This window comes from Streptomyces sp. NPDC097129, assembly GCF_055668065.1.
The window spans coordinates 1242535-1265393 of record NZ_JBVOQE010000001.1 but is presented as its reverse complement, the minus strand read 5'-3'; the positions used below and the strand labels follow the sequence as shown (position 1 = coordinate 1265393).

Genomic DNA, 22859 nt, shown 5'->3' with positions numbered 1-22859 from the left:
GCGGCGCGGACTCCCCCCACCCCACACGAGCACGACGGCCAGTTGCTTTCAGGCATCCTCGCACCTGCCACTGACAACACGCCCACGTGTCCAGGACAAGTGATCTTGATTGGTCGGCTCTGCCCGCAAAAGTGCCTGACCGGGGCGGCACCGGCGATCGCTTGAGATCGGTCACGTCCGCTTCCGGCAACCCGTGAGACCACCTCGTGCGTCTTTCGTACGCAAGACGTACAGATCTCCGACTCCGCCGGTGCCCGGCAGCACGGCACTACAGTGGGTCGGAACGTAGGCAGGGCAAGCAGCAGGGAGCGCGTGACGTGCGGCCAGTCGGCAGCAAGTACCTGCTCGAGGAGCCGCTCGGACGCGGCGCCACGGGCACCGTCTGGCGAGCCCGCCAGAGGGAGACCGCGGGCGCCGAGGCGGCGGTGGCCGGCCAGCCCGGCGAGACCGTCGCGATCAAGGTCCTCAAGGAGGAGCTGGCGAACGACGCCGACGTCGTCATGCGGTTCCTGCGGGAGCGGTCCGTCCTGCTCCGGCTGACCCACCCGAACATCGTCCGGGTGCGCGACCTGGTCGTTGAGGGCGATCTGCTGGCGCTCGTCATGGACCTCGTCGAGGGCCCCGACCTGCACCGCTACCTGCGTGAGAACGGCCCCCTCACGCCCGTCGCCGCCGCCCTGCTCACCGCCCAGATCGCCGACGCGCTCGCCGAAAGCCACGCCGACGGTGTCGTCCACCGCGACCTGAAGCCGGCGAACGTCCTGCTCAAGCAGGACGGCGACCGGATGCACCCGATGCTGACCGACTTCGGCATCGCCCGGCTGGCCGACTCACCCGGCCTCACCCGCACGCACGAGTTCGTCGGCACGCCCGCGTACGTCGCTCCCGAGTCCGCCGAGGGCCGCCCGCAGACCTCCGCGGTCGACATCTACGGCGCCGGCATCCTGCTGTACGAGCTGGTCACCGGCCGCCCGCCGTTCTCCGGCGGCAGCGCCCTGGAGGTTCTCCACCAGCACCTGAGCGCCGAGCCCCGCCGCCCCTCCACCGTCCCCGACCCGCTGTGGACGGTCATCGAGCGCTGCCTGCGCAAGAACCCCGACGAACGGCCCAGCGCCGTCAACCTCGCCCGCGGGCTGCGGGTCGTCGCCGAGGGCGTCGGCGTGCACGCGAGCTCCGCGCAGATCGCCGCCGCGGAGGGCGTCGCCGCGCTGCTCGCCCCCGACCCCGCGCCCGCCGCCGTACCGGACGCGCCCGGAGCCGCCGACCCGACGCAGGTGCTGCCGCACGGCGCCGGAGCGTACGACCCGAACGGCGCGACCAGCGTCCTGCCCCACACAGGCGGCCCGGCCGGCGCCGCCGACCCCACCGCCGTCCTGCCGAACACCGGTCCGTACGGCGGAGCGGCCGACCCGACGGCCGTCCTGCCGCCGGTCCCGCCGCACCAGCCCGGGCAGCAGGGACAGGGGCAGTACGGCCAGCAGGGGCAGGGGCAGGGGCCGGACCAGCCGCACCCCTGGCAGAGCCAGCTGCGCGCCGCCCGCGACCGCAACGAGCAGACGCAGATCCAGTACCTCGACCCGAACGACGACCCGCTGCGCCGCCGCCCCCAGCGGCAGGTCGCCCGGCCCCAGCAGCCTCAGCGGCAGGCGCCGCGCCCGCAGCGCGCCCCGCAGGGGCAGCAGCCGCGCTACCAGCAGGGTTACGGCTACCCGCAGGGGCGGCAGCCGCAGCAGTACGCCCCGCCGACACCGCCCCAGCAGCCGCAGCGGCCCGTGCGGGAGCCGCGGCCGGCGCGGCAGCGCAGCGCCAACCCGATGAAGATCCCCGGGCTCGGCTGCCTCAAGGGGTGCCTGTTCGTGATCGTCATCCTCTTCGTCGCCGGGTGGATGATCTGGGAGTTCACCCCGCTGCAGGACTGGATCGGGACCGGCCGGAGCTACTGGGGCGAGCTGCAGCACTGGTACGACACCGTGACGGGCTGGATCGGCGATCTGGGCGGTTCGTCCGGTGGCGGCGGCAACTGATCCATCAGCCCGAGTCTGGGGATTTGTCGACAACGGACGGGTGATTTCCGTCTCCGCGGTGAACGCCGGCTCCTCGGACGCGTAGTTTTAGCGACAACACGCGTCTGTAGGAGCAGTCTTGGCACGGAAGATCGGCAGCCGGTACACCGCCCACCAGATCCTCGGCCGGGGCAGCGCCGGCACGGTGTGGCTGGGCGAGGGCCCCGACGGGCCCGTCGCCATCAAGCTGCTGCGTGAGGACCTCGCGTCCGACGAGGAACTCGTGGGCCGCTTCGTACAGGAGCGCACCGCGCTGCTCGGCCTGGAGCACCCGAACGTGGTGTCGGTGCGGGACCTGGTCGTCGACGGCAACGACCTCGCGCTGGTCATGGACCTCGTGCGGGGCACGGACCTGCGCACGCGGCTGGAGCGGGAGCGGCGCCTCGCGCCCGCGGCGGCCGTGTCGATCGTGGCGGACGTGGCCGAGGGGCTCGCCGCCGCGCACGCGGCCGGGGTGGTGCACCGGGACGTCAAGCCGGAGAACGTCCTGCTCGACATGCAGGGCCCGCTCGGGCCCGGCGGCTCGCACCGGGCCCTGCTCACGGACTTCGGGATCGCGAAGCTGATCGACACCCCGAAGCGGACCCGCGCCACGAAGATCATCGGTACGCCGGACTATCTCGCCCCCGAGATCGTGGAGGGCCTGCCCCCGCGGGCGGCGGTGGACATCTACGCGCTCGCGACGGTGCTGTACGAGCTGCTGGCGGGCTTCACGCCGTTCGGCGGCGGGCACCCCGGCGCGGTGCTGCGGCGTCATGTCACCGAGACGGTGGTGCCGCTGCCCGGCATCCCGGAGGAGCTGTGGCAGCTGCTCGTCCAGTGCCTGGCCAAGGCCCCGGCGTCCCGCCTGCGCGCCTCGGAGCTGGCGGTACGGCTGCGGGAGCAGCTTCCGATACTGGCCGGCCTGCCGCCGCTGGACGTCGACGAGCCGGACGCCGACGCGGGGGACGACGAGGAGGCCGAGGACGGCGACGGTACGGCGGAGCCGGAGGGCGCCTCCGTCCGGACCCGCCGGGGAGCCGTCCCCCTGGTCCGGGGCGCGGCGCCGGACTCCAACCGGGACACGCACACGTCCATGAGGGTGCCGGCCCCTGACGAGCTGGCCGGCGGCGCCCTCGGCACGGCCCGCGCGCCCCGCGCCGCGGGCGCCCCCCGCCCCGGCTCCGCCCGCAACCGCGCGACGGCCGTACGGCGGCGCCGGGTGACGTTGGGAGTGGCGGGGCTGCTGGTCGCTGCCGCGGTGGGGGTCGGGGCGTGGGCGGCCGTGTCCGACGACGAGGGATCCCCCTCCCCGGACACGAAGAACTCGGCGCCGGTCACTCCGTGAGGTGGGTCGTCCCCGGGGCGCTGCCGTGACCGTCCCGGGTCGCCGCGCCGGCCACTCCGTGAGGTGAGTCGTCCCTGCACCCGGCGCTGCCATGACCGTGCCGGGGCTCCGCCCCGGCCCCCGCCAGGGGCTCCGCCCCTGGACCCCGGGGTGTTTTCCCACCCACCCACCCACCCGACTCGCTTGCACAAGAGGCACCGCCACGGGGCTCCGCCCCGGACCCCGGTGTGCTGATCCGGCCGCGACCCTCATGGGGGCCTGCCCCGGGCCTCGGGGGCCTGTCCGCCCGGCTCGCTTGGACGATGGGTGCCGTCCCGGGCTCTGCCCCCCGGGCCCGGGTGCGGCGATCCTGCCCCGACCCCCATGGGGCCCTGCCCCGGACCTCGAGGGCCCGCCCGGCACGCCTGCACGACGGGTGCCGTCAGGGGGGCGTCGCCCGGGCCCCGGTGTGGCGATCCGGCCCCGACCCGCATGGGAACCGGGGGCCCGCCCACCCACCCGGCTGGCTTGCACGAGAGGTGCAGTCAGGGGGCGCTGCCCCGAACCTGGTGCGCCCATCCGGCCCCGACCCTCATGGAACCCTGCCCCGGGCCTCGGGGGCCTGTCCGCCCGGCTTGCTTGGACGACGCCTGCCGTCACGGGCTCCGCCCGGCCCCCGTGCGGCGATCCGGCCCCGCCCCCCGTGGGCCCTGCCCCGGACCCCGAGGGCCCGCGCGCCCGGCACGCCTGCACGAGAGGTCCGTCACGGGGCGTCGCCCGGACCTCGATCCCTCCCGCGCGGGGCGTCCTCTCCCGCTGGGGGCTCGGCGCTGCCGGGAGTGCAGGGGGGCGCGGCCTCCTCGCCGAGGTGGGCGCAGCCGACGGGCAGGGCACAGCCCCGGCGCAGGACCGGGGAAGAGCTTGGCTCAGAGCACGGCTCCGTACAGTCGGCGGCAGTCGCCCCACACCGTCCCGTACAGCCGACGGCAGTCGCCCGGCGTTGGTCGGAGGGCGGAGCCGTTACGCTGGAGGCGTGGCAGTCGTCGATGTATCCGAAGAGCTGAAGTCCCTCTCCTCGACCATGGAGTCGATCGAGGCCGTGCTGGACCTCGACAAGATGAGGGCAGATGTCGCCGTGCTCGAGGAGCAGGCGGCCGCGCCGTCCCTGTGGGACAACCCGGACGAGGCGCAGAAGATCACCAGCAAGCTCTCCCACCTCCAGGCCGAGGTGCGGAAGGCCGAGGCCCTGCGCTCGCGGATCGACGATCTCGCCGTGCTCTTCCAGATGGCCGAGGAGGAGGACGACCCGGACACCCGCGCCGAGGCCGAGACCGAGCTCGTCTCCGTCAGGAAGGCGCTGGACGAGATGGAGGTCCGGACCCTCCTGAGCGGCGAGTACGACTCCCGTGAGGCGCTCGTCAACATCCGCGCCGAGGCCGGTGGCGTCGACGCCGCCGACTTCGCGGAGAAGCTGCAGCGGATGTACCTGCGGTGGGCGGAGCAGAAGGGCTACAAGACCGAGCTCATCGAGACGTCGTACGCCGAAGAGGCCGGCATCAAGTCGACCACCTTCGCGGTGCACGTCCCGTACGCCTACGGCACCCTCTCCGTCGAGCAGGGCACCCACCGCCTCGTGCGCATCTCGCCCTTCGACAACCAGGGCCGCCGCCAGACCTCCTTCGCGGGCGTCGAGGTCCTCCCCGTCGTCGAGCAGTCCGACCACGTCGACATCGACGAGTCCGAGCTGCGCATCGACGTGTACCGGTCCTCCGGCCCCGGCGGTCAGGGCGTCAACACCACCGACTCCGCGGTGCGCATCACCCACCTGCCCACCGGCATCGTCGTCTCCTGCCAGAACGAGCGCTCGCAGATCCAGAACAAGGCCACGGCGATGAACGTCCTCCAGGCCAAGCTGCTCGAGCGGCGCCGCCAGGAGGAGCAGGCCAAGATGGACGCCCTCAAGGGCGACGGCGGCAACTCCTGGGGCAACCAGATGCGTTCGTACGTCCTGCACCCGTACCAGATGGTCAAGGACCTGCGGACCGAGCACGAGGTCGGCAACCCCGAGGCCGTCTTCAACGGCGAGATCGACGGCTTCCTCGAGGCCGGAATTCGCTGGCGCAAGCAGCAGGAGAAGTAAGTTTATCGACAAAGCCAACCGCCCCTCGTGTAGGGGCGGTTGTCGTTTGTCCAGCTTTTACAGCACGCTCACACTCGCCAACTCGTGGCAAAGATCCCCTTACCCGGACATCGGGCCCGCAACGGCCTTGACGTTGCTTTGAAAAATGGGAAGGGTTGAGCGCGGCATGCGTATTTATGGGACGCATGTGAACCGGGGGGCGTGTGCGAATTTGCTACCTCCGTTGATCACCGTCCCGTGCGCGCCACACAGACGATTTCAGCTACTGGGGGTAGCAACTACATGACCAAGAAGACGCGGATCCGGGTCGCCCGCATAGCCGCCGGCGCCGTGATCGCTGCGGGCGCCTCACTCACCGCCGCGGGCGCCGCCTCGGCACTCGACTTCAGCGTTGGCGTGAACCTCGGCAACGGGACCACCGAAGGCAGCACTGAAGGTACGACCGAGGGCACGACCGAAGGTACGACCGAGGGCGCCACGCTGGGCCTGACCGAGGGCACCTCGCTTGGTACGACCGAGGGGACGACCCAGGGCACGACCGAAGGCACGACTCAGGGCACCACCGAGGGCACGACCCAGGGGACCACCGAAGGTACGACCCAGGGCACCACCGAGGGCACGACCCAGGGGACCACTGAGGGTACGACTCAGGGGACCACCGAGGGCACGTCCACTGGCACCTCTGCCGGTACGTCCACCGGCACCTCTGCCGGTACCTCCAGCGGCACCTCCACCGGTACGTCCAGCGGTACCTCCGCCGGTACGTCCACCGGCACCTCCGCCGGTACCTCCAGCGGTACCTCCGCCGGCAACGACAACGGCGGCACCGGCAACGGTGGCGGCGGCAACGGCGGCAACGGCGGCGGCTCCACCACAGGAGGTTCCACCGGCGGCTCCACCACCGGCGGCTCGACCACCGGCGGTTCCACCACCGGTGGTGACCACACCGACCCCAACGGTGGCAGCTCCACCCAGGAGGAGGGGTCCTCGGCGCTGGCCGACACGGGTGAGGGCGGCTCCTCCACCGGCGGTTCCGCCGCCGCCGCGCAGGGCAAGGACGGCCAGCTCGCCGAGACCGGTGCCGGTCAGACCGCGTTCCTGGTCATCGGCGCCGCCACGATGATCGCCGGTGGCATCGGCTTCCGCATCCTGCCGCGCCTCGCCGCGGGCCGCGGCGCTGCTGCCGCCTGACGGTAGCGGCAGCGGCACCAGCGGTAACGGCGTCGGCCGTACCCGTACGACGAAGGGCCCGGAGCATCCCGCTCCGGGCCCTCAGTCGTCGTGCCGTCTTCGGTGACCGCCCGCTACGCGGTCTGGTGGGCCAGCAGCGCCACCACCGCGATCAGCGCGGCCAGCAGGGCGATCAGGGCCACGGGGTTGAGTCCGGCGAAGAAGTTCTCCTGCTGCAGCCGCTCGCGGTTCGCACGGCACACGGGGCACCGGCCCTCGCTCACGGGCGCGGCGCAGTTCGCGCACACCAGCCGGTCGTACGTCATGCGCTCGCCCTCCTTGAACCGGTTTCTGTCCCCTACAACGCATACGGAAACGCGAACGTTCCCCCTACCACTGTGCCAGGTTCCTCGGGAGGCTGCGCGGGGCCCTTCAAAGGGGTGGTTTTCTGCGGTCCCGGGTCTGCGGGCCGATCGTGGTTCCTCGCGCGGCTCCCCGCGTCCCTGAGGCCGGTGGCGCCCCGGCGTTTGAAAGTTCCGTACAAAAACGTACAAGCCTCGCTCAACCGTTACCGGTGACTGCGCTCCCACACCCGCTTCGCGTATGGTCACGCTCATCTACCCCCGGCGACCCGTGGTGCACCCGTGATCCGATTCGACAACGTCTCCAAGGTCTACCCCAAGCAGACCCGCCCCGCCCTCAGGGATGTCTCCCTGGAGGTCGAGAAGGGCGAGTTCGTGTTCCTCGTGGGATCCTCCGGCTCCGGAAAGTCCACCTTCCTGCGGCTGGTCCTCCGTGAGGAGCGGTGCAGCCACGGCCAGGTGCACGTCCTGGGCAAGGACCTCGCGCGCCTGTCCAACTGGAAGGTGCCGCAGATGCGCCGCCAGCTGGGGACCGTCTTCCAGGACTTCCGTCTGCTGCCGAACAAGACGGTCGCCGAGAACGTCGCCTTCGCGCAGGAGGTGATCGGTAAGTCCCGTGGCGAGATCCGCAAGTCCGTGCCGCAGGTGCTGGAGCTGGTCGGCCTCGGGGGCAAGGAGGACCGCATGCCGGGCGAGTTGTCCGGCGGTGAGCAGCAGCGCGTCGCCATCGCGCGCGCGTTCGTCAACCGGCCCAAGCTGCTGATCGCCGACGAGCCCACCGGCAACCTCGACCCGCAGACCTCCGTCGGCATCATGAAGCTGCTCGACCGGATCAACCGGACCGGCACGACCGTGGTGATGGCGACGCACGACCAGAACATCGTGGACCAGATGCGCAAGCGCGTCATCGAGCTGGAGAAGGGCCGACTCGTCCGCGACCAGGCCCGCGGCGTCTACGGCTACCAGCACTGACCGACGCGTACGAGACCGCATCCAAGCCACGGAAAGGCATAACCAGCCGCCATGCGCGCCCAGTTCGTCCTGTCGGAGATCGGTGTGGGTCTCCGCCGCAACCTGACGATGACCCTCGCGGTGATCGTCTCCGTCGCCCTCTCGCTCGCCCTGTTCGGCGCCTCGCTCCTGATGAGCGATCAGGTGAGCCAGATGAAGGGCTTCTGGTACGACAAGGTCAACGTCTCGATCTTCCTCTGCAACAAGAGCGACGCCGAGTCCGACCCCAACTGCGCCAAGGGCGCGGTGACCGCGGACCAGAAGAAGCAGATCCTCGACGACCTGAAGAAGATGCCGGTCGTCGACAAGGTCGTCTACGAGTCGCAGGACGAGGCGTACAAGCACTACAAGGAGCAGTTCGGCAGCTCCCCGCTGGCCAGCTCCCTGACGCCGGACCAGATGCAGGAGTCGTACCGGATCAAGCTGAAGGACCCGGAGAAGTACCAGGTCATCGCGACCGCCTTCAACGGGCGTGACGGCGTGCAGTCGGTGCAGGACCAGAAGGGCATCCTGGACAACCTGTTCACCCTGCTCGGCTATCTGAACCTCGGCGCGCGCGGGGTGATGCTGGTGATGCTGTCGGTGGCGCTGCTGCTGATCGTCAACACCGTGCGCGTCTCGGCGTTCAGCCGCCGCAGGGAGACCGGCATCATGCGGCTGGTCGGCGCGTCCGGCCTGTACATCCAGGCGCCGTTCATCATGGAGGCGGCCGTCGCCGGGGTGATCGGCGGCACGGTCGCCTGTACGTTCCTGATCCTCGGGCAGTACTTCGTCATCGACCACGGTGTGGCGCTGTCGCAGAAGCTGCCGCTCATCAACTTCGTCGGCTGGGACGCGGTGTTGACCAAGCTGCCGCTCATCCTCGCCGCGAGCTTCCTGATGCCCGCGTTGGCCGCGTTCTTCGCGTTGCGCAAGTACCTGAAGGTGTGACGCACGCCAAGAGGGCCGCGGGGGCAAGAGCCCCTGCGGCCCTTCGTCGTTGTCCTAGACTCACCGCCATGTCAGGTCGTGACCTGTTCTGTCAGCCCCGCCGCATCGGCCGCGGGGCCACCCTGACCGTGGTGTTCGCGAGCGTGCTGGTGGCGGGCGCGGCGACCGGTTCGCTGCCCGGCACCGGCCACGGGGGCGCGGAGGACGCGGTCCGCACGGCGGCCGTCCCCAGCGAGCACCACCGGGAGGTCGCCCGGGCCGCCGCCGAGGCGATGGCGGACGGCAAGTCCCCGACGGAGGCCGCCGAACGGGCCGTCAGCCGCAGCGGCGACCGCTGGGGCGCCGTCTACTCCCGGGGCGAGTACGAGGAGTTCAAGGAGGCCCTCGACGGCCGCTACACCGGCGTCGGCCTGTGGGCGCGCCGCGAGCGGGGCGGCCGTATCGAGGTGACGAAGGTCAGCGGCGGATCGCCCGCCGCCGAGGCCGGCATCCGCGCGGGCGACCGGCTGCGCAGCGTCGACGGGCACCGGGTCGACGGCCGCCCCGTCACCGACGTCGTCTCCTTGCTGCGCGGCGACGCCACCGACGCCGGAGCCGGTACGACGGTGACGCTCGGCCTGGAGCGCGGCACGCGCGCGTGGACGCTCACGCTGCGCCGCGCCCGGCTGTCCACGAACTCGGTGTCGGTCCGCACGCTCCCCGGCGGCGTCACCGTCATCCGGATCGCGTCGTTCACCAAGGGCGTCGGCGACACGGTCCGCGATGCGGTACGGCGCGCGCCGGGAGACGCGGGGATCGTGCTCGACCTGCGCGGCAACTCGGGCGGCCTGGTCACCGAGGCCGTGGACACCGCGTCCGTCTTCCTCGACGGCGGCCTGGTCGCGACGTACGACGTGGACGGCGCCCAGCGGATCCTGCGCGCCGCGCCGGGCGGCGACACCGCCAGGCCGCTGGTCGCGGTCGTCGACGGCGGGACGATGAGCGCGGCCGAGCTGCTCACCGGCGCGCTGAAGGACCGCGGGCGTGCGGTCGTCGTGGGGTCGCGGACCTTCGGCAAGGGTTCGGTGCAGATGCCGAGCCGGCTGCCCGACGGCTCGGTCGCCGAGCTGACCGTCGGGCACTACCGCACCCCTTCGGGGCGCGCCGTCGACGGCGCCGGCATCGCGCCGGACCTGGAGGCCGGCGACCGGGCGCTGCAGCGGGCGCAGACGGTGCTCAGCGGTCTCGGCGACACGACGTAGATCCGGCGGGCCGGGTTAATCCACTTCCCGCGCACCCCCCGTGTGGTGCGAAAATGGTGGGCACTATGGCTAAGGAAAAAGGGCGCAAGCTGATCGCGCAGAACAAGAAGGCGCGGCACGACTACCTCATCATCGACACCTACGAGGCCGGTCTGGTCCTCACCGGGACCGAGGTGAAGTCACTGCGCCAGGGACGGGCGTCGCTGGTCGACGGCTTCGTGCAGCTCGACGCGCACGAGGCGTGGCTGCACAACGTGCACGTCCCGGAGTACAGCCAGGGCACCTGGACCAACCACACCGCCCGCCGCAAGCGCAAGCTGCTGCTGCACCGCGAGGAGATCGAGAAGCTGGAGTCGAAGTCCCAGGAGACGGGTCACACGATCGTGCCCCTCGCCCTGTACTTCAAGGACGGCCGCGCCAAGATCGAGATCGCGCTGGCGAAGGGCAAGAAGGAGTACGACAAGCGCCAGACGCTGCGGGAGAAGCAGGACCGCCGCGAGACGGAGCGCGCGATCTCGGCGGTACGGCGCAAGGAGCGGGCGTAGCGGGGAATACGCTGGCATCCACCGGCGTTGGTCACGTACGATGGCAGGTAGCACCGGACGTGAAGCCCGGTGTGCTCATTGAAAAATCAACATGGGGATGATCGGTTTCGACAGCGGCTGTCGAAGCAGGGGAAGCGTGTCGAGGAAGCGGCCATGATCTCGTAAACCACAGGCCGAAAAAATAATCGCCAACACCAAGCGCGATTCCTTCGCCCTCGCTGCCTAAGTAGCGACTTGCGAAGTGTCAGCCCGGGGCTGTTCCCGACCCGGATCCTGGCATCAGCTAGGGAACTAAACCTTGATCCCGGTCACGGGGTGAAGAGGGAAATCCAACAGTGACTGAGCCCGTCGGAGACTTGTCCGCGTGATCTCCGGGGCCGAGAAAAGCGAAGCGGACTGCACACGGAGAAGCCCTGATTCCGCACCGTTGGACGCGGGTTCGATTCCCGCCATCTCCACGAGGTCCCTCCGGGGGCCACCCCATGTGGGCGAAGGCCCCGCCGCTCGAAGCGGCGGGGCCTTCGTCTTGTACCGGTACGGAAGGGGTCGAGCATCGTGACCGCATACACGCTGCGTCCGATCGGGCGCGTCGAGTCCGTGCTCACAGACCGGGCCGAGGCGCCCCGCCAGCCCGACGAGGGCGCACCCGATGCCTGGCTGGTCTTCGACGAGCGGTACGCCGACGCGCTCGACGGTCTGACCGCGGGCGCCGACGTCGTGCTGCTGACCTGGCTCGACCGCGCCGACCGCGACACGCTGACCGTGCATCCGCGGGGCGACGCCGCCCGGCCGCTCACCGGTGTCTTCGCCACCCGCGCGCCCGACCGCCCCAATCCGATCGGCCTGCACACCGTCCGCGTCCTCGCCGTGGCCGGCACGCGCATCCATGTGCGCAACCTGGAGGCCATCGACGGAACGCCAGTCCTGGACGTCAAGCCCGTCCTCACCCCGGACCGCTGACGGACGCCGCTCGACGCCGCTCTGTGACAGCCCTGTGACCGGAGCAGTGGCTTCCGCCACAGCCCGCGGGCCGGGGCCCTGATGGGGTGACCGGATGCGGACCACTCACCTCGCCGCCCCGGCCGGCCTCGCCGCCGCCCTGCTGCTCTCGGCCTGCGGCACGGGGACGGCGGGCGGGCCGGCGAACGACCGCGCCTGCGCCTCGCCCTCGCCCTCGCCCTCGGCCTCCCCTTCCTCGGCGGGCGCCGCAGGGCAGGAGAAGGACGGGGTGCGGATCATCGCGTACCCGCCCTCCGGCCGGGGCGGCGCGTGCGGCCCCAACGGCGCCACCGGTCCCACTGGCCCCACCGGTCGCGGCAGCGGTCCCACCGGCGCCACCGTCGCGTACGAGGTCGCCAACCGCACCGGCACCGAGATGACGTACACGGTCACGTTCAGCTTTCTCTCGGGCTCCGGTGGCGCTCTCGACAACGTGACGCAGACGGTGGAGCGGGTCGCGCCGGGGGCGACGGTCCGGCGGACGGCCGCGCCGCGGCTCCGGGCGAGCGAGGTGACGGGCGCGCGGATCCTCCAGGTGCGCAGCGTCCCGTCCGCCGAGGCGCCCTCCGAGGGTGGCCCGTGCCCGTCGTCCGGGGTCCGGGTGTACGCCGACCGGGGCGACGCCGCGATGGGCCTGCGGGTCGTGGGACTGCACGTGGAGAACTGCGGCACGGGCATCTACCATCTCGACGGCTACCCCGGGCTCCAGCTCCTCGGCGAGGACCACAAGCCGGTCGGCTCGGTCCGCGTCCTGCACGGCGGCGACCGGATCGCCTCCGGCACCGGCGCGGACGGGACCCCCGCGCCTCTCGCCCTGGAACCGGGCGAGCGGGCGGTGTCGGTCATGACGTGGCGCAACACGACGGAGTTCGGCGACGCCGTGAACGCCCCCTACGTCCGCGTGCGCGCGAAGCCGGACGCCGCCCCGGTGACGGTGACCCCGGAACTCGATCTGGGCACGACGGGCAAACTGGGCGTGGGGCCGTGGAAGCGGGAGAGGGGCGCGCAGGCCGGAGGAAGGGCGCCTGCTCCCGGTTGACGGCGGTCAGCCGCCGATCTCGGCCGGTGTGACGAGCAGCCAGCCGCGGTCGGCGTCAGCCGGTACGCCGGCCGCCTTCTGCTGGTCCGTCCGCTCGGCCTTCTCGGTTTCCAGCGCGTCGGTGTACTTCTGCTTGCGGTTGACCCACAGGCGCAGGCCCCCGGCCCGGACATCGCTGTCGAAGAGCATGAACCAGTCCGACGGGGAGTCACCGGCGACGAGGACGGGACGCCGGCAGGGGTCGATGTACTCCTTGATGCCGGCGAGCTTGCCCACGTACCACGTGGCCGGCGTCCACAGGTAGGGCGTCACGACCATGCCGGCGTGCTTGTCCGCCGGGTACTCCGCGTCGAGGAAGTGGCCCTTCTCGATCTGCTTGCGGGCGGTGGTCAGTTCACCGGTGGCCGGGTCGCGCAGCAGCGTCGTCACGCCGATCACGTTCTGCGGCTCGACGCCGAGGCCGTAGCGGGGGTCGGAGACGACCATGCGCACCAGCTCCTCGTGCGCGGCGGTCATGACGTACGGCGTGATGCCGTGCTCCCGCAGCGCGTTCAGCAGTTCGCGCTGGCCGGGGTAGATCCGCGGCGGGCTGACGGTGTCGTGCACGAGGGTGTCGCCGTCGTAGTACGTCACCGGGAGGGGCTCGGTGCGGGCGAAGAGTTCGTCGACGTGGGTCTTCAGCTGCCGCAGGCTGAAGCCCGCGAAGACCTGCGCGATCCACGGATAGCCGACCTTGTCGTCGATCTCGCAGAGCCGGACGTAGTACGAGTACAGGCTCTCGCCGTCCCGGAACGGGATGAGCCGCAGCGACGGGTCGACCGACTCGGGGCTCAGCGCGCCCTTCAGCTCCAGGTAGGGGAGCAGGGCCTCTTCGAGGTCGTGGCGCCAGATGGTGTTGTCCGCGTCGAACACGGCGTACGCGCCGCGCCCGGCATGCCCGGCGATGAGCCGCTCCAGCCGACGCGCCTGCGCTCCGGGCCAGTTCGTCAGCCGCACCCTGCCTCCGCCCCCGTGACCGGGTGCGGGCCCCTCCGATGCCCGCGCCGGAACCGGGACGGCCGTCACCGCTCCGACGACCGATGCGGCACTGAGCAGACGACGCCGGGTGACGGCCATGCCGGCCCCTCTCTTCGGGTTTCGTATCGCGCAATGTCTCGCCCTATGAGCAACGAAGCGAACCGCCGCCGGACGTCCCCTGTCAAGACGTACGACACCGCCACACCGCAGCCGCCCGATTGTGGTGCCCCGCCCCATGTCGGGCCGGGGGCCGGGCACTTACCGTCCCTGCCCATGAATCCGACCAGAGCCGCACACCGTATCGCCGCCCTCCTGGCGACCTTCCTGGTCGCCCTGAGCCTCACGTCCCTCACCCCCGGCCGGGCCGCCGCCGCGGCGGGCCTTCAGGAAGTCACCGGCTTCGGCTCCAACCCCGGCGGCCTGCGCATGTTCCGCTACGACCCCGACGGGCTCCCCGCCGGGCGGCCCGTCGTCGTCGCGCTGCACGGATGCACCCAGGACGCCGCCGGATACGGCACCGGCAGCGGCTGGCTGCAACTGGCCGAGCGGTACCGCTTCTCCGTCGTGCTGCCGCAGCAGCAGAGCGCCAACAACCCCTCCGGCTGCTTCGACTGGTTCCAGAGCGGCGACATCGAGCGCGGTCAGGGCGAGGCCGCGTCCGTCGCGCAGATGGTCGACCGGCAGCTCGCCGACGTCGGGGGCGATCCGGCCCGGGTGTACGTCACGGGACTGTCCGCCGGCGGTGGCATGACCGCCGTGATGATGGCGGCGTACCCCGAGAAGTTCGCCGGCGGCGGTGTCGTCGCCGGGCTGCCGTACGGGTGCGCGCAGGCCGCCGGTTCGCCGTACGTCTGCATGTACGTCGGCGCCACGCAGACCCCGCGCCAGTGGGGGGACCGGGTGCGGGCCGCCCGGCCGGGATACGCCGGCCCCTGGCCCACGCTCACCGTCTTCCAGGGCACCGCCGACTACACCGTCAAGCCCGTCAACATGACGGACCTGGTGAAGCAGTGGACCGATGTGCAGGGCGCCGACCAGACTCCCGACGTCTCCGACTCCGTCGCCGGGTACCCGCACCAGGTGTACCGGGACGGCACGGGGCGGGCCGTCGCCGAGACCTACAGCATCACCGGCATGGGGCACGGACAGCCCGTCGACCCGGGCACCGGCTGCGGCAGCGCCGGAGCCTATCTGCTCGACGTCCACCTGTGCGCCGGATACCGCCTCGCGCTCACCTGGGGGCTGACGGCCGGGTGAGCGCCGTCGCCGCGGACCGTGGGGGCGGCGGAACCCGGCCGGACCGGGTCGCTCAGGCCGGCTTGCGCGCCTGGTGGGCCAGGGCGAGGAACAGGGCCAGGGCCGCCGCCGTCACCGGTACGCCGTAGCCGGCCGTCGGGGAGAGGTGTTCCACGGTCCAGCCGCCCGTGGCGCTGCCGCAGGCGATGCCGCCGAGGAGGCCCGTCACGGCGAGGGTCATGCCCTCGTTCAGGCTGCCCACGGGGGTGCGCTCCTGCACCAGGGTCATCGTGGTGATCATCGTCGGCGCGGTGGCCGTCCCGGCGATCAGCAGCGCGGGCGCGAGCGCCCACAGCGACCCCGTCAGGGACGCCGCCAGCAGGGGCAGCGTCAGCAGGGCCGCCATCGCCGCCAGACACCACGGGTGGCGCCACTGCGCAGGCCCGGACGGTCGTACGGCGCCGAAGACCAGGCCCGCCACGCAGGAACCGGCCGCCTGCAGTGCGAGCACCACCCCGGCCGCCGCCCGGTGCCCGTGTGCGTCCGCGAACGCGATCGTGACGACCTCCGTCGCCCCGAACACCGCGCCCAGCGCCAGGCATACGGCCAGCAGCGGCGGCAGCCCGGGCGTGCGCAGCGGCGAGGCGAGAGCCGTACGGGGGTGCGGCGGCGGCTCCGTCGAGCGCTGCGCCGCGAACACCAGGACGCCGCCGACCAGCAGGGCCACGCCGACCAGCGTGCCCGCCTCCGGGAAGAGCGTCCCGGACAGGAACGCCGCCAGGACCGGGCCCAGCATGAAGCACAGCTCGTCCACCGACTGTTCGAAGGAGTTCGCCGTGTGCAGCGCCTCCGGCTCCTCCTTCAGCAGGTGGGCCCAGCGGGCGCGGGACATGCCCCCGGTGTTGGGCGTGGTCGCGGTCGCGGCGTACGCGGCGAAGAGGGTCCAGTCGGGCGCGCCGGTGCGCACGCACAGCAGCAGCGCCAGACTGCCCAGCGCCGCGCACAGCGTGGCGGGCACGGCGACCCGGGCCTGCCCGTGCCGGTCGACCAGGCGCGCGATGCGCGGCGCGAGCACCGCGGTCGCCGCGAGGCCGGTGGCGGTGACCGCGCCGGCCAGGGCGTACGACCCGCGGGTCCCGGCGATCATCACGACCGCGCTCACGCTGAACATGCCCATGGGCAGGCGGGCCAGAAGGTTCCCGAGTGTGAACGCGAGCGCGCCCGGACGGGCGAAGAGGCGGCGATAGGGGCCGGGAGGGCGGTCCCGGGTGCGGGGCGTGAAGTCGACGAGGACGACCGTGTCGGCGGTCAGGGTGGGCAGGAGGGCGGGCGGCGGGGTGGTCCGCCGTGAGGTGTGCGGGGAGGTCTGCGAGGAGTTCTGCGGGCAGGTGTGCGGGGAGGTCTGCGGCATGGATCCAGGCTGGCCCGGTGCGGATCAACGGGTCCAACACCTGGTCGGCACCGATTCACGCACCTGTGTTGTCAATGCGGCCCGGGGCGGAGGCCGGCCCGGATCCCCGCACCCGCGTTGTAGGTTCGCCGGATGCCGTCCCCGTCCTCCGTGGACCCCCGTCTGCTGCGCGCCTTCGTCGCCGTCGCCGAGGAACTGCACTTCACCCGCGCCGCCGGCCGTCTCTACATCGCCCAGCAGGCGCTCAGCCGGGACGTGCGGCGGCTGGAGCGCGAGCTGGGCACGGAGCTGTTCGTGCGCACCACCCGGCAGGTCGTGCTGACGCCCGACGGCGAACGGCTGCTGCCGCTGGCCCGCCGGGTGCTCCAGGCGCAGGACGACCTGCTCGCCGCGTTCGGGCAGGCCCGCCCGCTGCTGGTCGACCTCAACTCGCCGGGCCTGCCCACCGGCCGCCGCGTCCTGGAGCGGGCCCGCGCACTCGCCCCCGACTGCGAACTGATGGCCCGCTACGAGAGCGGTCTGACCGGCGCCGCCGCCGAGATGATCGCCGGGCGCCTGGACGCGTCGTTCGGCCGCTTCGCCGGCCTGGGCCCGGCGCTGCGGGCCGCCCTGGACCACCAGCCGGTGCGCCACGAGCCGATGGCCGTCATCCTCCCCGAGGCGCACCCGCTGGCCGCGCGCGAGGTCGTCCCGCTCGCGGCGATGGCGGGGGAGACGGTGTACGCCGGCGCCGGGAACCCGCGTACCCCGGAATGGACCGATCTGGCCCGGCGCCTGTTCGAGGGACGGGGCATCGAGATCGCGCCCCCGGCGCCGCTGGCCGTCGGGGAGGAGGAGTTCCAGCGGCTGATGGCGAAGACCGGCCATCCCGTCCTCGCCGTCGTCGGCTTCCCCACCCTGCCCGGCACCGTGGTGCGGCCGCTCGTGGACCCGGTGCCGCTGTCACCGGTGTCGCTGGTATGGCGACGCGGGCTCGCCCATCCCGCGTTCGACGCCCTGCGACGCGCGGCAGCCCAGCTCACGGCGGAGGAGGGGTGGTTGCGGCGGCCGGGCGGTGCATGGATACCGGCAGTGGACGTGGGGTGATTTTTGGCCATCCGTCATGTCACAAAGCGACTCCACAACCGACACATGGCGACCACCGGCCTCCCGCGTGCGCTACATTCATGGCCCGAGCACGGTGTGGTATTGGGGGCGCTCGGGCCGGGTGGGGGCTCGGTCCGGCCGACGGGTGCTCGGTGTCGTCGGCGCTTCCAGAACTGTCCCGTGGGGGGAAGTGCGCGCGTGAAACAGTGGCGGGAAGACGCCCAACCGGAACCGCCCCAGTCGGCGTCCGGGGCCTGGAACGCCCCCTCTGCGGGGAGAGAAGGCCAGACCTTCGCGGAAACCGGACTGTTCGGCGCCCGGCCCTCGGGGTTGCCGGACGACGGGGGGTCCGCTGCGCACGGCGACGCGATATCCTCCGGGCGATCCAGCGCCACCGGCTCCGCCGGCTTCTTCGGCGACGCGAGGACCACCGGCCTGCCCGGCCACCCATCCGTCCCCCGGCCCCCACTTGGCGCCACGGACCCCACCCGGGCACTGCCCCACCTCGGCGACGCCGACCGGACAGCCGCCCTTCCGCCCTGCTACCCGACCGACCGGACGCCCGCCATGCCGCACTACGGCCCCACCGACCGGACGTCCGCCATACCCCCGCGCGGTGGCGACGCCCTGACCGCACCGCTGCCCGGATACGGCCACGCCGATACCACCGCGCACCTACCCGCGTTCGCCGACGCCGAACCGACCGCGCGCTTTCCCGCGTTCGCCGACGCCGAACCGACCGCGCGCTTTCCCGCGTTCGCCGACGCCGAACCGACCGCGGCCTTCCCCGCGTTCGCCGACGCCGACCCCACGGCCGCCCTGCCCTCCTTCGGCCACCCCGGCCTGACGTCCGCCCTCTCCGCCCACGGCCCGGCGCCCGCCGGCGGCACCGGCGTCCTGCGGGACCCCTGGAGCGAACCGGCCGCCGTCGCCACCACGGCCGACGCGGAGCACGACCCGCACGAGGTCACCGTCCAGATGGACGCCGTGCACCTCGGCGACATCCGGCTGCGCCCGGTCAAGGGCGGCCCCGGCACGGCACACGACGGCTCCGACGGCCCCGTGTTCGTCGACGAGTCCGGCCGCCGCAGCCGTACCTTCCGGCGCCTCGGCATGGCGATCGCGGTGGCCTGCTCGGTCTACGCCGTCGTCATCATCGCGACGCTGCTGTCGGGCAGCTCCAGCGCGCCCTGGCTGCCCGTGCCGGAGCCGAAGGCGGAGAAGCCCGCCGGGCAGGTCGACGCACCCCCGGTGCCGACCGACTCGGCGCGCCCCTCCGGCACCGCCGGCTCCTCCCCGGGCGCGAGCGCCCCCGCCACCGGCGCCGGCTCCGCGCCCGGCACCGGCGCCACCGCCCCCGGCGCGAGCGCCCCGGCCGGCTCCCGTAAGCCGGGCGCCTCGACAGTCCCCGAGCCGACGGCCACCAAGTCCACCGCGCGCTCCGGCGGGCCCAAGAGCTCCCCCGGCCCCGGCACCACACAGCAGCCCGCGCAGCCCTCGGCCGACCCCTCCCACCCCGCGGGCGGCACCGGCAGCTCGCCCGATCCCACGTCGACCGAGACGACCGGCGGTGGCACCGGCGGCATCGCCGGCACCGGCACCGGCCCCGGCACCGTGGGCGGCGGCCCGGTGGCCGCCGGACCGAGCGATCCCTCGCCCGTCGCCGGGCGCCCCGCGGGCGAGTCCGGCGCGGACGTCCCCGCCACGCCCGTCACCTCCCCGGAGAACATCCTCTGATGGCATCCCGCACCCGCCGTCACCGCGCAGCAGCCGGTGGCGGCCTCCGGCGGCGCCGCCTGCCCATGCGGCTGCTGCTGCCGGTCCTCGTCCTCGTCGCGCTCATCGCGATGCTCATGCTGCGCGGATACGTGCACAGCGAGATCCTCGCGGACCACCGCATCCAGCCCGAGGCGGCCACGAACAAGGTCCCGGAGAAGATCCTGGACGGCGGCCCGGTCATCGACACGCGCGGCGGCCAGGTCACCAGCCTGAGCATCCCCGACCACCGGCTCGTCCTCACCTTCGACGACGGCCCGGACCCGGTCTGGACGCCGAAGGTGCTCGACGTCCTCAAGAAGCACCACGCGCACGCGGTGTTCTTCGTCACCGGCACCATGACCTCGCGCTACCCGGAGCTGGTCAAGCGGATGGTGGACGAGGGCCACGAGGTGGGCCTGCACACCTTCAACCACCCCGACCTCTCCTTCCAGTCCAAGAGGCGCATCGACTGGGAGCTGTCGCAGAACCAGCTCGCCATCACCGGCGCCGCCGGCATCCGCACCTCGCTGTTCCGGCCGCCCTACTCCTCCTTCGCCGACGCGATGGACAACAAGTCCTGGCCGGTCACCCAGTACATCGGCTCCCGCGGTTACATCACCGTGGTCAACAACAAGGACAGCGAGGACTGGAAGAAGCCCGGCGTCCGCGAGATCATCCGCCGCGCCACCCCGCACGGCGGCAAGGGCGCGATCGTCCTGATGCACGACTCCGGCGGCGACCGGCACCAGACCGTGCAGGCCCTGGACACGTACCTGCCCAAGCTCCAGGAAAAGGGCTACACCTTCGACAACCTCACCGAGGCCCTCGACGCCCCCAGCGCGCACACCAAGGTCACCGGCATGGACCTGTGGAAGGGCAAGGCCTGGATCTTCCTGGTCGGCGCTGCCGAGAACATCACCGGTGTCCTCGTCGTCGGCCTCGCCGCCATCGGCGCCCTGGTCATCGGCCGGTTCGTGCTGATGCTGCTGCTGTCCGGCCTCCATGCCCGCCGGGTGCGCCGGCGCGGCTTCCGCTGGGGACCGCCCGTCACCGAAGCGGTGACGGTGCTCGTCCCGGCGTACAACGAGGCCAAGTGCATCGAGAACACGGTGCGTTCCCTCGCCGCCAGCGACCACCCCATCGAGGTCCTCGTCATCGACGACGGCTCCTCCGACGGCACCGCCCGCATCGTGGAGGCCATGGGCCTGCCCGACGTACGGGTCATCCGCCAGCTCAACGCCGGCAAGCCGGCCGCGCTCAACCGCGGCCTGGCCAACGCCCGCCACGACATCATCGTGATGATGGACGGCGACACCGTCTTCGAACCGGCCACCGTCCGCGAGCTGGTGCAGCCCTTCGGTGACCCGGAGGTCGGCGCGGTGGCGGGCAACGCCAAGGTCGGCAACCGCGACTCGCTGATCGGCGCCTGGCAGCACATCGAGTACGTGATGGGCTTCAACCTCGACCGCCGGATGTACGACATCCTGCGCTGCATGCCCACCATCCCCGGCGCGGTCGGTGCGTTCCGGCGCAGCGCCCTGGAACGGGTCGGCGGGATGAGCGAGGACACCCTCGCCGAGGACACCGACATCACCATGGCCCTGCACCGCGACGGCTGGCGGGTGGTGTACGCGGAGAACGCCCGCGCCTGGACCGAGGCCCCGGAGACCGTCCAGCAGCTGTGGTCCCAGCGCTACCGCTGGTCCTACGGCACCATGCAGGCCATCTGGAAGCACCGCAGGGCGCTGATCGAGCGCGGCCCCTCCGGCCGTTTCGGCCGCGTGGGTCTGCCGCTGGTCTCCCTGTTCATGGTGGTCGCCCCGCTCCTCGCGCCGCTGATCGATGTGTTCCTGCTCTACGGCGTGGTCTTCGGCCCGACGCAGAAGACGATCGTCGCCTGGCTGAGCGTACTGGCACTGCAGGCGTTCTGCGCCGCCTACGCCTTCCGCCTCGACCGGGAACGCATGACCCACCTCATCTCGCTGCCGTTGCAGCAGATCCTCTACCGCCAACTCATGTACGTCGTGCTGCTCCAGTCCTGGATCACCGCCCTGACCGGTGGTCGCCTGCGCTGGCAGAAGCTGCGCCGCACCGGGGTCGTCGAGGCGCCCGGCGGCCCGGTGCCACAGCAGCGCACACCCCGCAGCAGTGATCGGAGGCCCGTGGGATGACCCAGGGACACACGAGCCCGGAGTCGTCGATACCGTCGTACGGCTTCCCTCAGCAGCGCACGAACGGCCTGGAGCCCGCTGCACCGCCCGCCGCCGAGGTCCCCGGGGCCGCCGGGCCGGCGCCGCAGGCCAAGCCGGCCGGCCCCGGCCGGGACCGCTACCTGGATCTGCTGCGCTCCCTCGCTCTGGTCCGTGTGGTGGTGTACCACCTGTTCGGCTGGGCGTGGCTGACGGTGCTGTTCCCGTCGATGGGCGTGATGTTCGCGCTCGCCGGTTCGCTGATGGCGCGCTCGCTGAAGCGGCCGGCACTGAGCGTGATCCGGGGCCGGGTGCGCCGGCTGCTGCCGCCGCTGTGGGCGTTCAGCGCGATCGCACTCGCGATGATGTTCGCGGGCGGCTGGAACCCGCTGAAGGACCCCGACCACGGGGGCACCCTCGGTGTCGTCGAGCTGCTCAACTACATCGTGCCCGTGGGCGCGCCGCCCTTCCCCTGGCACGTCGGCTCCAAGTCCGGCCTGCTGGAGGACACCTGGGCGGTCCAGGCCGCGGGCGTGCTCTGGTATCTGCGTGCCTACCTGTGGTTCGTGGTCGCCTCGCCGCTGCTGCTGTGGGCGTTCCGCCGGCAGCCCTGGCTGACGCTGTTCGCCCCGCTGGCCCTGACGGCCGTCGTCGGCACCGGCCTGGTGAAGATCCCCGGTGAGACCGGCAACGCGATCGGCGACTTCGCGGTGTACGGAAGCTGCTGGGTGCTCGGCTTCGCCCACCACGACGGGCTGCTCAAGCAGATCCCCCGTTACGCGGCGGTCTCGTGCTCGGCCCTGGTGATGGCGTTCGGGCTGTGGTGGGCGTCCGGCCACCAGGGACCCGACGGCTGGGACCTCAACGACATCCCGCTGGCCCAGGCGACCTGGTCCTTCGGCTTCGTCGTGATCCTGCTCCAGTACTCCCCGTCCTGGCAGCAGCTCCCGGGCCGGCTGGCCCGCTGGGACAAGCTGGTGACGCTGTCCAACAACCGTGCCGTGACGATCTATCTCTGGCACAACCTGCTGATCATCTCGACGGTCCCGATCATCGACCTGGCGTACAACCTGCCCTTCATGGACGGCCGTGGCACCGCGGCGCTGGACGCGACGTACATGATCTGGATGTTCGTCCTGGTGTGGCCGCTGATCGGTCTCGCGATCGTCGCCTTCGGCTGGATCGAGGACCTCGCGGCCAAGCGCAGCCCGCGCCTGTGGCCGAACGGCGTGAAGCGCGAAGGCTCCCGCGGCCGCCGGACGGCCTGACCGCACCGAGGGCCGGCCGCACCCGTGCCACCGGCCCTCGCCTTCGCCTCCGCCTCACCGGTGGCCGCCGGGTCGAGTGAGAGCAACG

At 72.3% G+C, this 22859-nt stretch carries 18 protein-coding genes and 1 other RNA gene; 16 read left to right on the top strand and 3 right to left on the bottom strand.

Annotation, left to right across the window (positions count from 1 at the left end; genetic code table 11):
• Nucleotides 1–317 precede the first annotated feature (317 nt).
• The 4 genes from AC0B9F_RS05705 (at nt 318) to AC0B9F_RS05690 (ending at nt 6700) form a co-directional block, all read left to right on the top strand.
• Nucleotides 318–2024, top strand: coding sequence for a serine/threonine-protein kinase (locus AC0B9F_RS05705; protein ID WP_471998934.1), 1707 nt, complete (start codon nt 318–320; stop codon nt 2022–2024).
• Nucleotides 2025–2142: 118 nt separating this feature from the next.
• Complete coding sequence (locus AC0B9F_RS05700; protein ID WP_471998933.1) at nt 2143–3390, top strand: serine/threonine-protein kinase; 1248 nt, start codon at nt 2143–2145, stop codon at nt 3388–3390.
• A gap of 1012 nt (nt 3391–4402) precedes the next feature.
• Nucleotides 4403–5509, top strand: a complete 1107-nt coding sequence (gene prfB / locus AC0B9F_RS05695; RefSeq protein WP_471998932.1) for a peptide chain release factor 2 — start codon at nt 4403–4405, stop codon at nt 5507–5509.
• A 282-nt stretch (nt 5510–5791) separates the two neighbouring features.
• Nucleotides 5792–6700, top strand: a complete 909-nt coding sequence (locus AC0B9F_RS05690) for a hypothetical protein (protein ID WP_471998931.1) — start codon at nt 5792–5794, stop codon at nt 6698–6700.
• Between the two features lie 113 nt (nt 6701–6813).
• Here the strand turns inward: AC0B9F_RS05690 and AC0B9F_RS05685 are convergent, their stop codons facing one another.
• The gene (locus AC0B9F_RS05685) at nt 6814–7005 is read right to left on the bottom strand and encodes a hypothetical protein (protein ID WP_471998930.1); all 192 of its coding nucleotides are present in this window, start codon (nt 7003–7005) and stop codon (nt 6814–6816) included.
• A 318-nt stretch (nt 7006–7323) separates the two neighbouring features.
• On the opposite strand from AC0B9F_RS05685, the gene ftsE reads away from it, so the two are divergent.
• The 7 genes from ftsE to AC0B9F_RS05650 all read left to right on the top strand — a co-directional run bounded on the left by ftsE (nt 7324) and on the right by AC0B9F_RS05650 (nt 12806).
• The gene (gene ftsE, locus AC0B9F_RS05680; RefSeq protein WP_471998929.1) at nt 7324–8013 is read left to right on the top strand and encodes a cell division ATP-binding protein FtsE; all 690 of its coding nucleotides are present in this window, start codon (nt 7324–7326) and stop codon (nt 8011–8013) included.
• A gap of 51 nt (nt 8014–8064) precedes the next feature.
• A complete protein-coding gene (ftsX, locus tag AC0B9F_RS05675) occupies nt 8065–8982 on the top strand; it encodes a permease-like cell division protein FtsX (RefSeq protein WP_471998928.1) in 918 nt (305 codons plus the stop codon).
• 68 nt (nt 8983–9050) lie between these two features.
• On the top strand, nt 9051–10223 hold the full coding sequence (locus AC0B9F_RS05670; RefSeq protein ID WP_471998927.1) for a S41 family peptidase: 1173 nt from the start codon (nt 9051–9053) through the stop codon (nt 10221–10223).
• A gap of 65 nt (nt 10224–10288) precedes the next feature.
• On the top strand, nt 10289–10768 hold the full coding sequence (gene smpB, locus AC0B9F_RS05665) for an SsrA-binding protein SmpB (protein WP_471998926.1): 480 nt from the start codon (nt 10289–10291) through the stop codon (nt 10766–10768).
• A gap of 93 nt (nt 10769–10861) precedes the next feature.
• Nucleotides 10862–11229: a transfer-messenger RNA gene (gene ssrA, locus AC0B9F_RS05660) on the top strand.
• Between the two features lie 94 nt (nt 11230–11323).
• Nucleotides 11324–11728: a tRNA (N6-threonylcarbamoyladenosine(37)-N6)-methyltransferase TrmO gene (gene tsaA, locus AC0B9F_RS05655; RefSeq protein ID WP_471998925.1), complete on the top strand. Its 405-nt coding sequence runs from the start codon at nt 11324–11326 to the stop codon at nt 11726–11728.
• A gap of 94 nt (nt 11729–11822) precedes the next feature.
• Nucleotides 11823–12806: a DUF4232 domain-containing protein gene (locus tag AC0B9F_RS05650; RefSeq protein ID WP_471998924.1), complete on the top strand. Its 984-nt coding sequence runs from the start codon at nt 11823–11825 to the stop codon at nt 12804–12806.
• Between the two features lie 6 nt (nt 12807–12812).
• Here AC0B9F_RS05650 and AC0B9F_RS05645 read toward each other — a convergent pair whose 3' ends face one another.
• The gene (locus tag AC0B9F_RS05645) at nt 12813–13802 is read right to left on the bottom strand and encodes an HAD family hydrolase (protein ID WP_471998923.1); all 990 of its coding nucleotides are present in this window, start codon (nt 13800–13802) and stop codon (nt 12813–12815) included.
• 294 nt (nt 13803–14096) lie between these two features.
• On the opposite strand from AC0B9F_RS05645, the gene AC0B9F_RS05640 reads away from it, so the two are divergent.
• A complete protein-coding gene (locus AC0B9F_RS05640; protein WP_471998922.1) occupies nt 14097–15080 on the top strand; it encodes an extracellular catalytic domain type 1 short-chain-length polyhydroxyalkanoate depolymerase in 984 nt (327 codons plus the stop codon).
• A 52-nt stretch (nt 15081–15132) separates the two neighbouring features.
• Here the strand turns inward: AC0B9F_RS05640 and AC0B9F_RS05635 are convergent, their stop codons facing one another.
• Nucleotides 15133–16470, bottom strand: a complete 1338-nt coding sequence (locus AC0B9F_RS05635) for an MFS transporter (RefSeq protein WP_471998921.1) — start codon at nt 16468–16470, stop codon at nt 15133–15135.
• A gap of 132 nt (nt 16471–16602) precedes the next feature.
• Between AC0B9F_RS05635 and AC0B9F_RS05630 the strand changes: the two genes are divergently transcribed.
• The 4 genes from AC0B9F_RS05630 to AC0B9F_RS05615 all read left to right on the top strand — a co-directional run bounded on the left by AC0B9F_RS05630 (nt 16603) and on the right by AC0B9F_RS05615 (nt 22771).
• Nucleotides 16603–17556 (top strand): LysR family transcriptional regulator, encoded by a 954-nt coding sequence (locus tag AC0B9F_RS05630; protein ID WP_471998920.1) that lies wholly within the window; start codon nt 16603–16605, stop codon nt 17554–17556.
• A gap of 567 nt (nt 17557–18123) precedes the next feature.
• Nucleotides 18124–19293 carry a hypothetical protein gene (locus AC0B9F_RS05625; RefSeq protein WP_471998919.1) on the top strand — a complete coding sequence of 390 codons (1170 nt, stop codon included), beginning with the start codon at nt 18124–18126 and terminating at the stop codon, nt 19291–19293.
• Nucleotides 19293–21485 (top strand): glycosyltransferase, encoded by a 2193-nt coding sequence (locus tag AC0B9F_RS05620; protein WP_471998918.1) that lies wholly within the window; start codon nt 19293–19295, stop codon nt 21483–21485. Before AC0B9F_RS05625 ends, AC0B9F_RS05620 begins: the two co-directional genes overlap by 1 nt.
• On the top strand, nt 21482–22771 hold the full coding sequence (locus tag AC0B9F_RS05615; RefSeq protein ID WP_471998917.1) for an acyltransferase family protein: 1290 nt from the start codon (nt 21482–21484) through the stop codon (nt 22769–22771). The genes AC0B9F_RS05620 and AC0B9F_RS05615 overlap by 4 nt, the downstream gene beginning before the upstream one ends.
• Nucleotides 22772–22859: the final 88 nt, after the last annotated feature.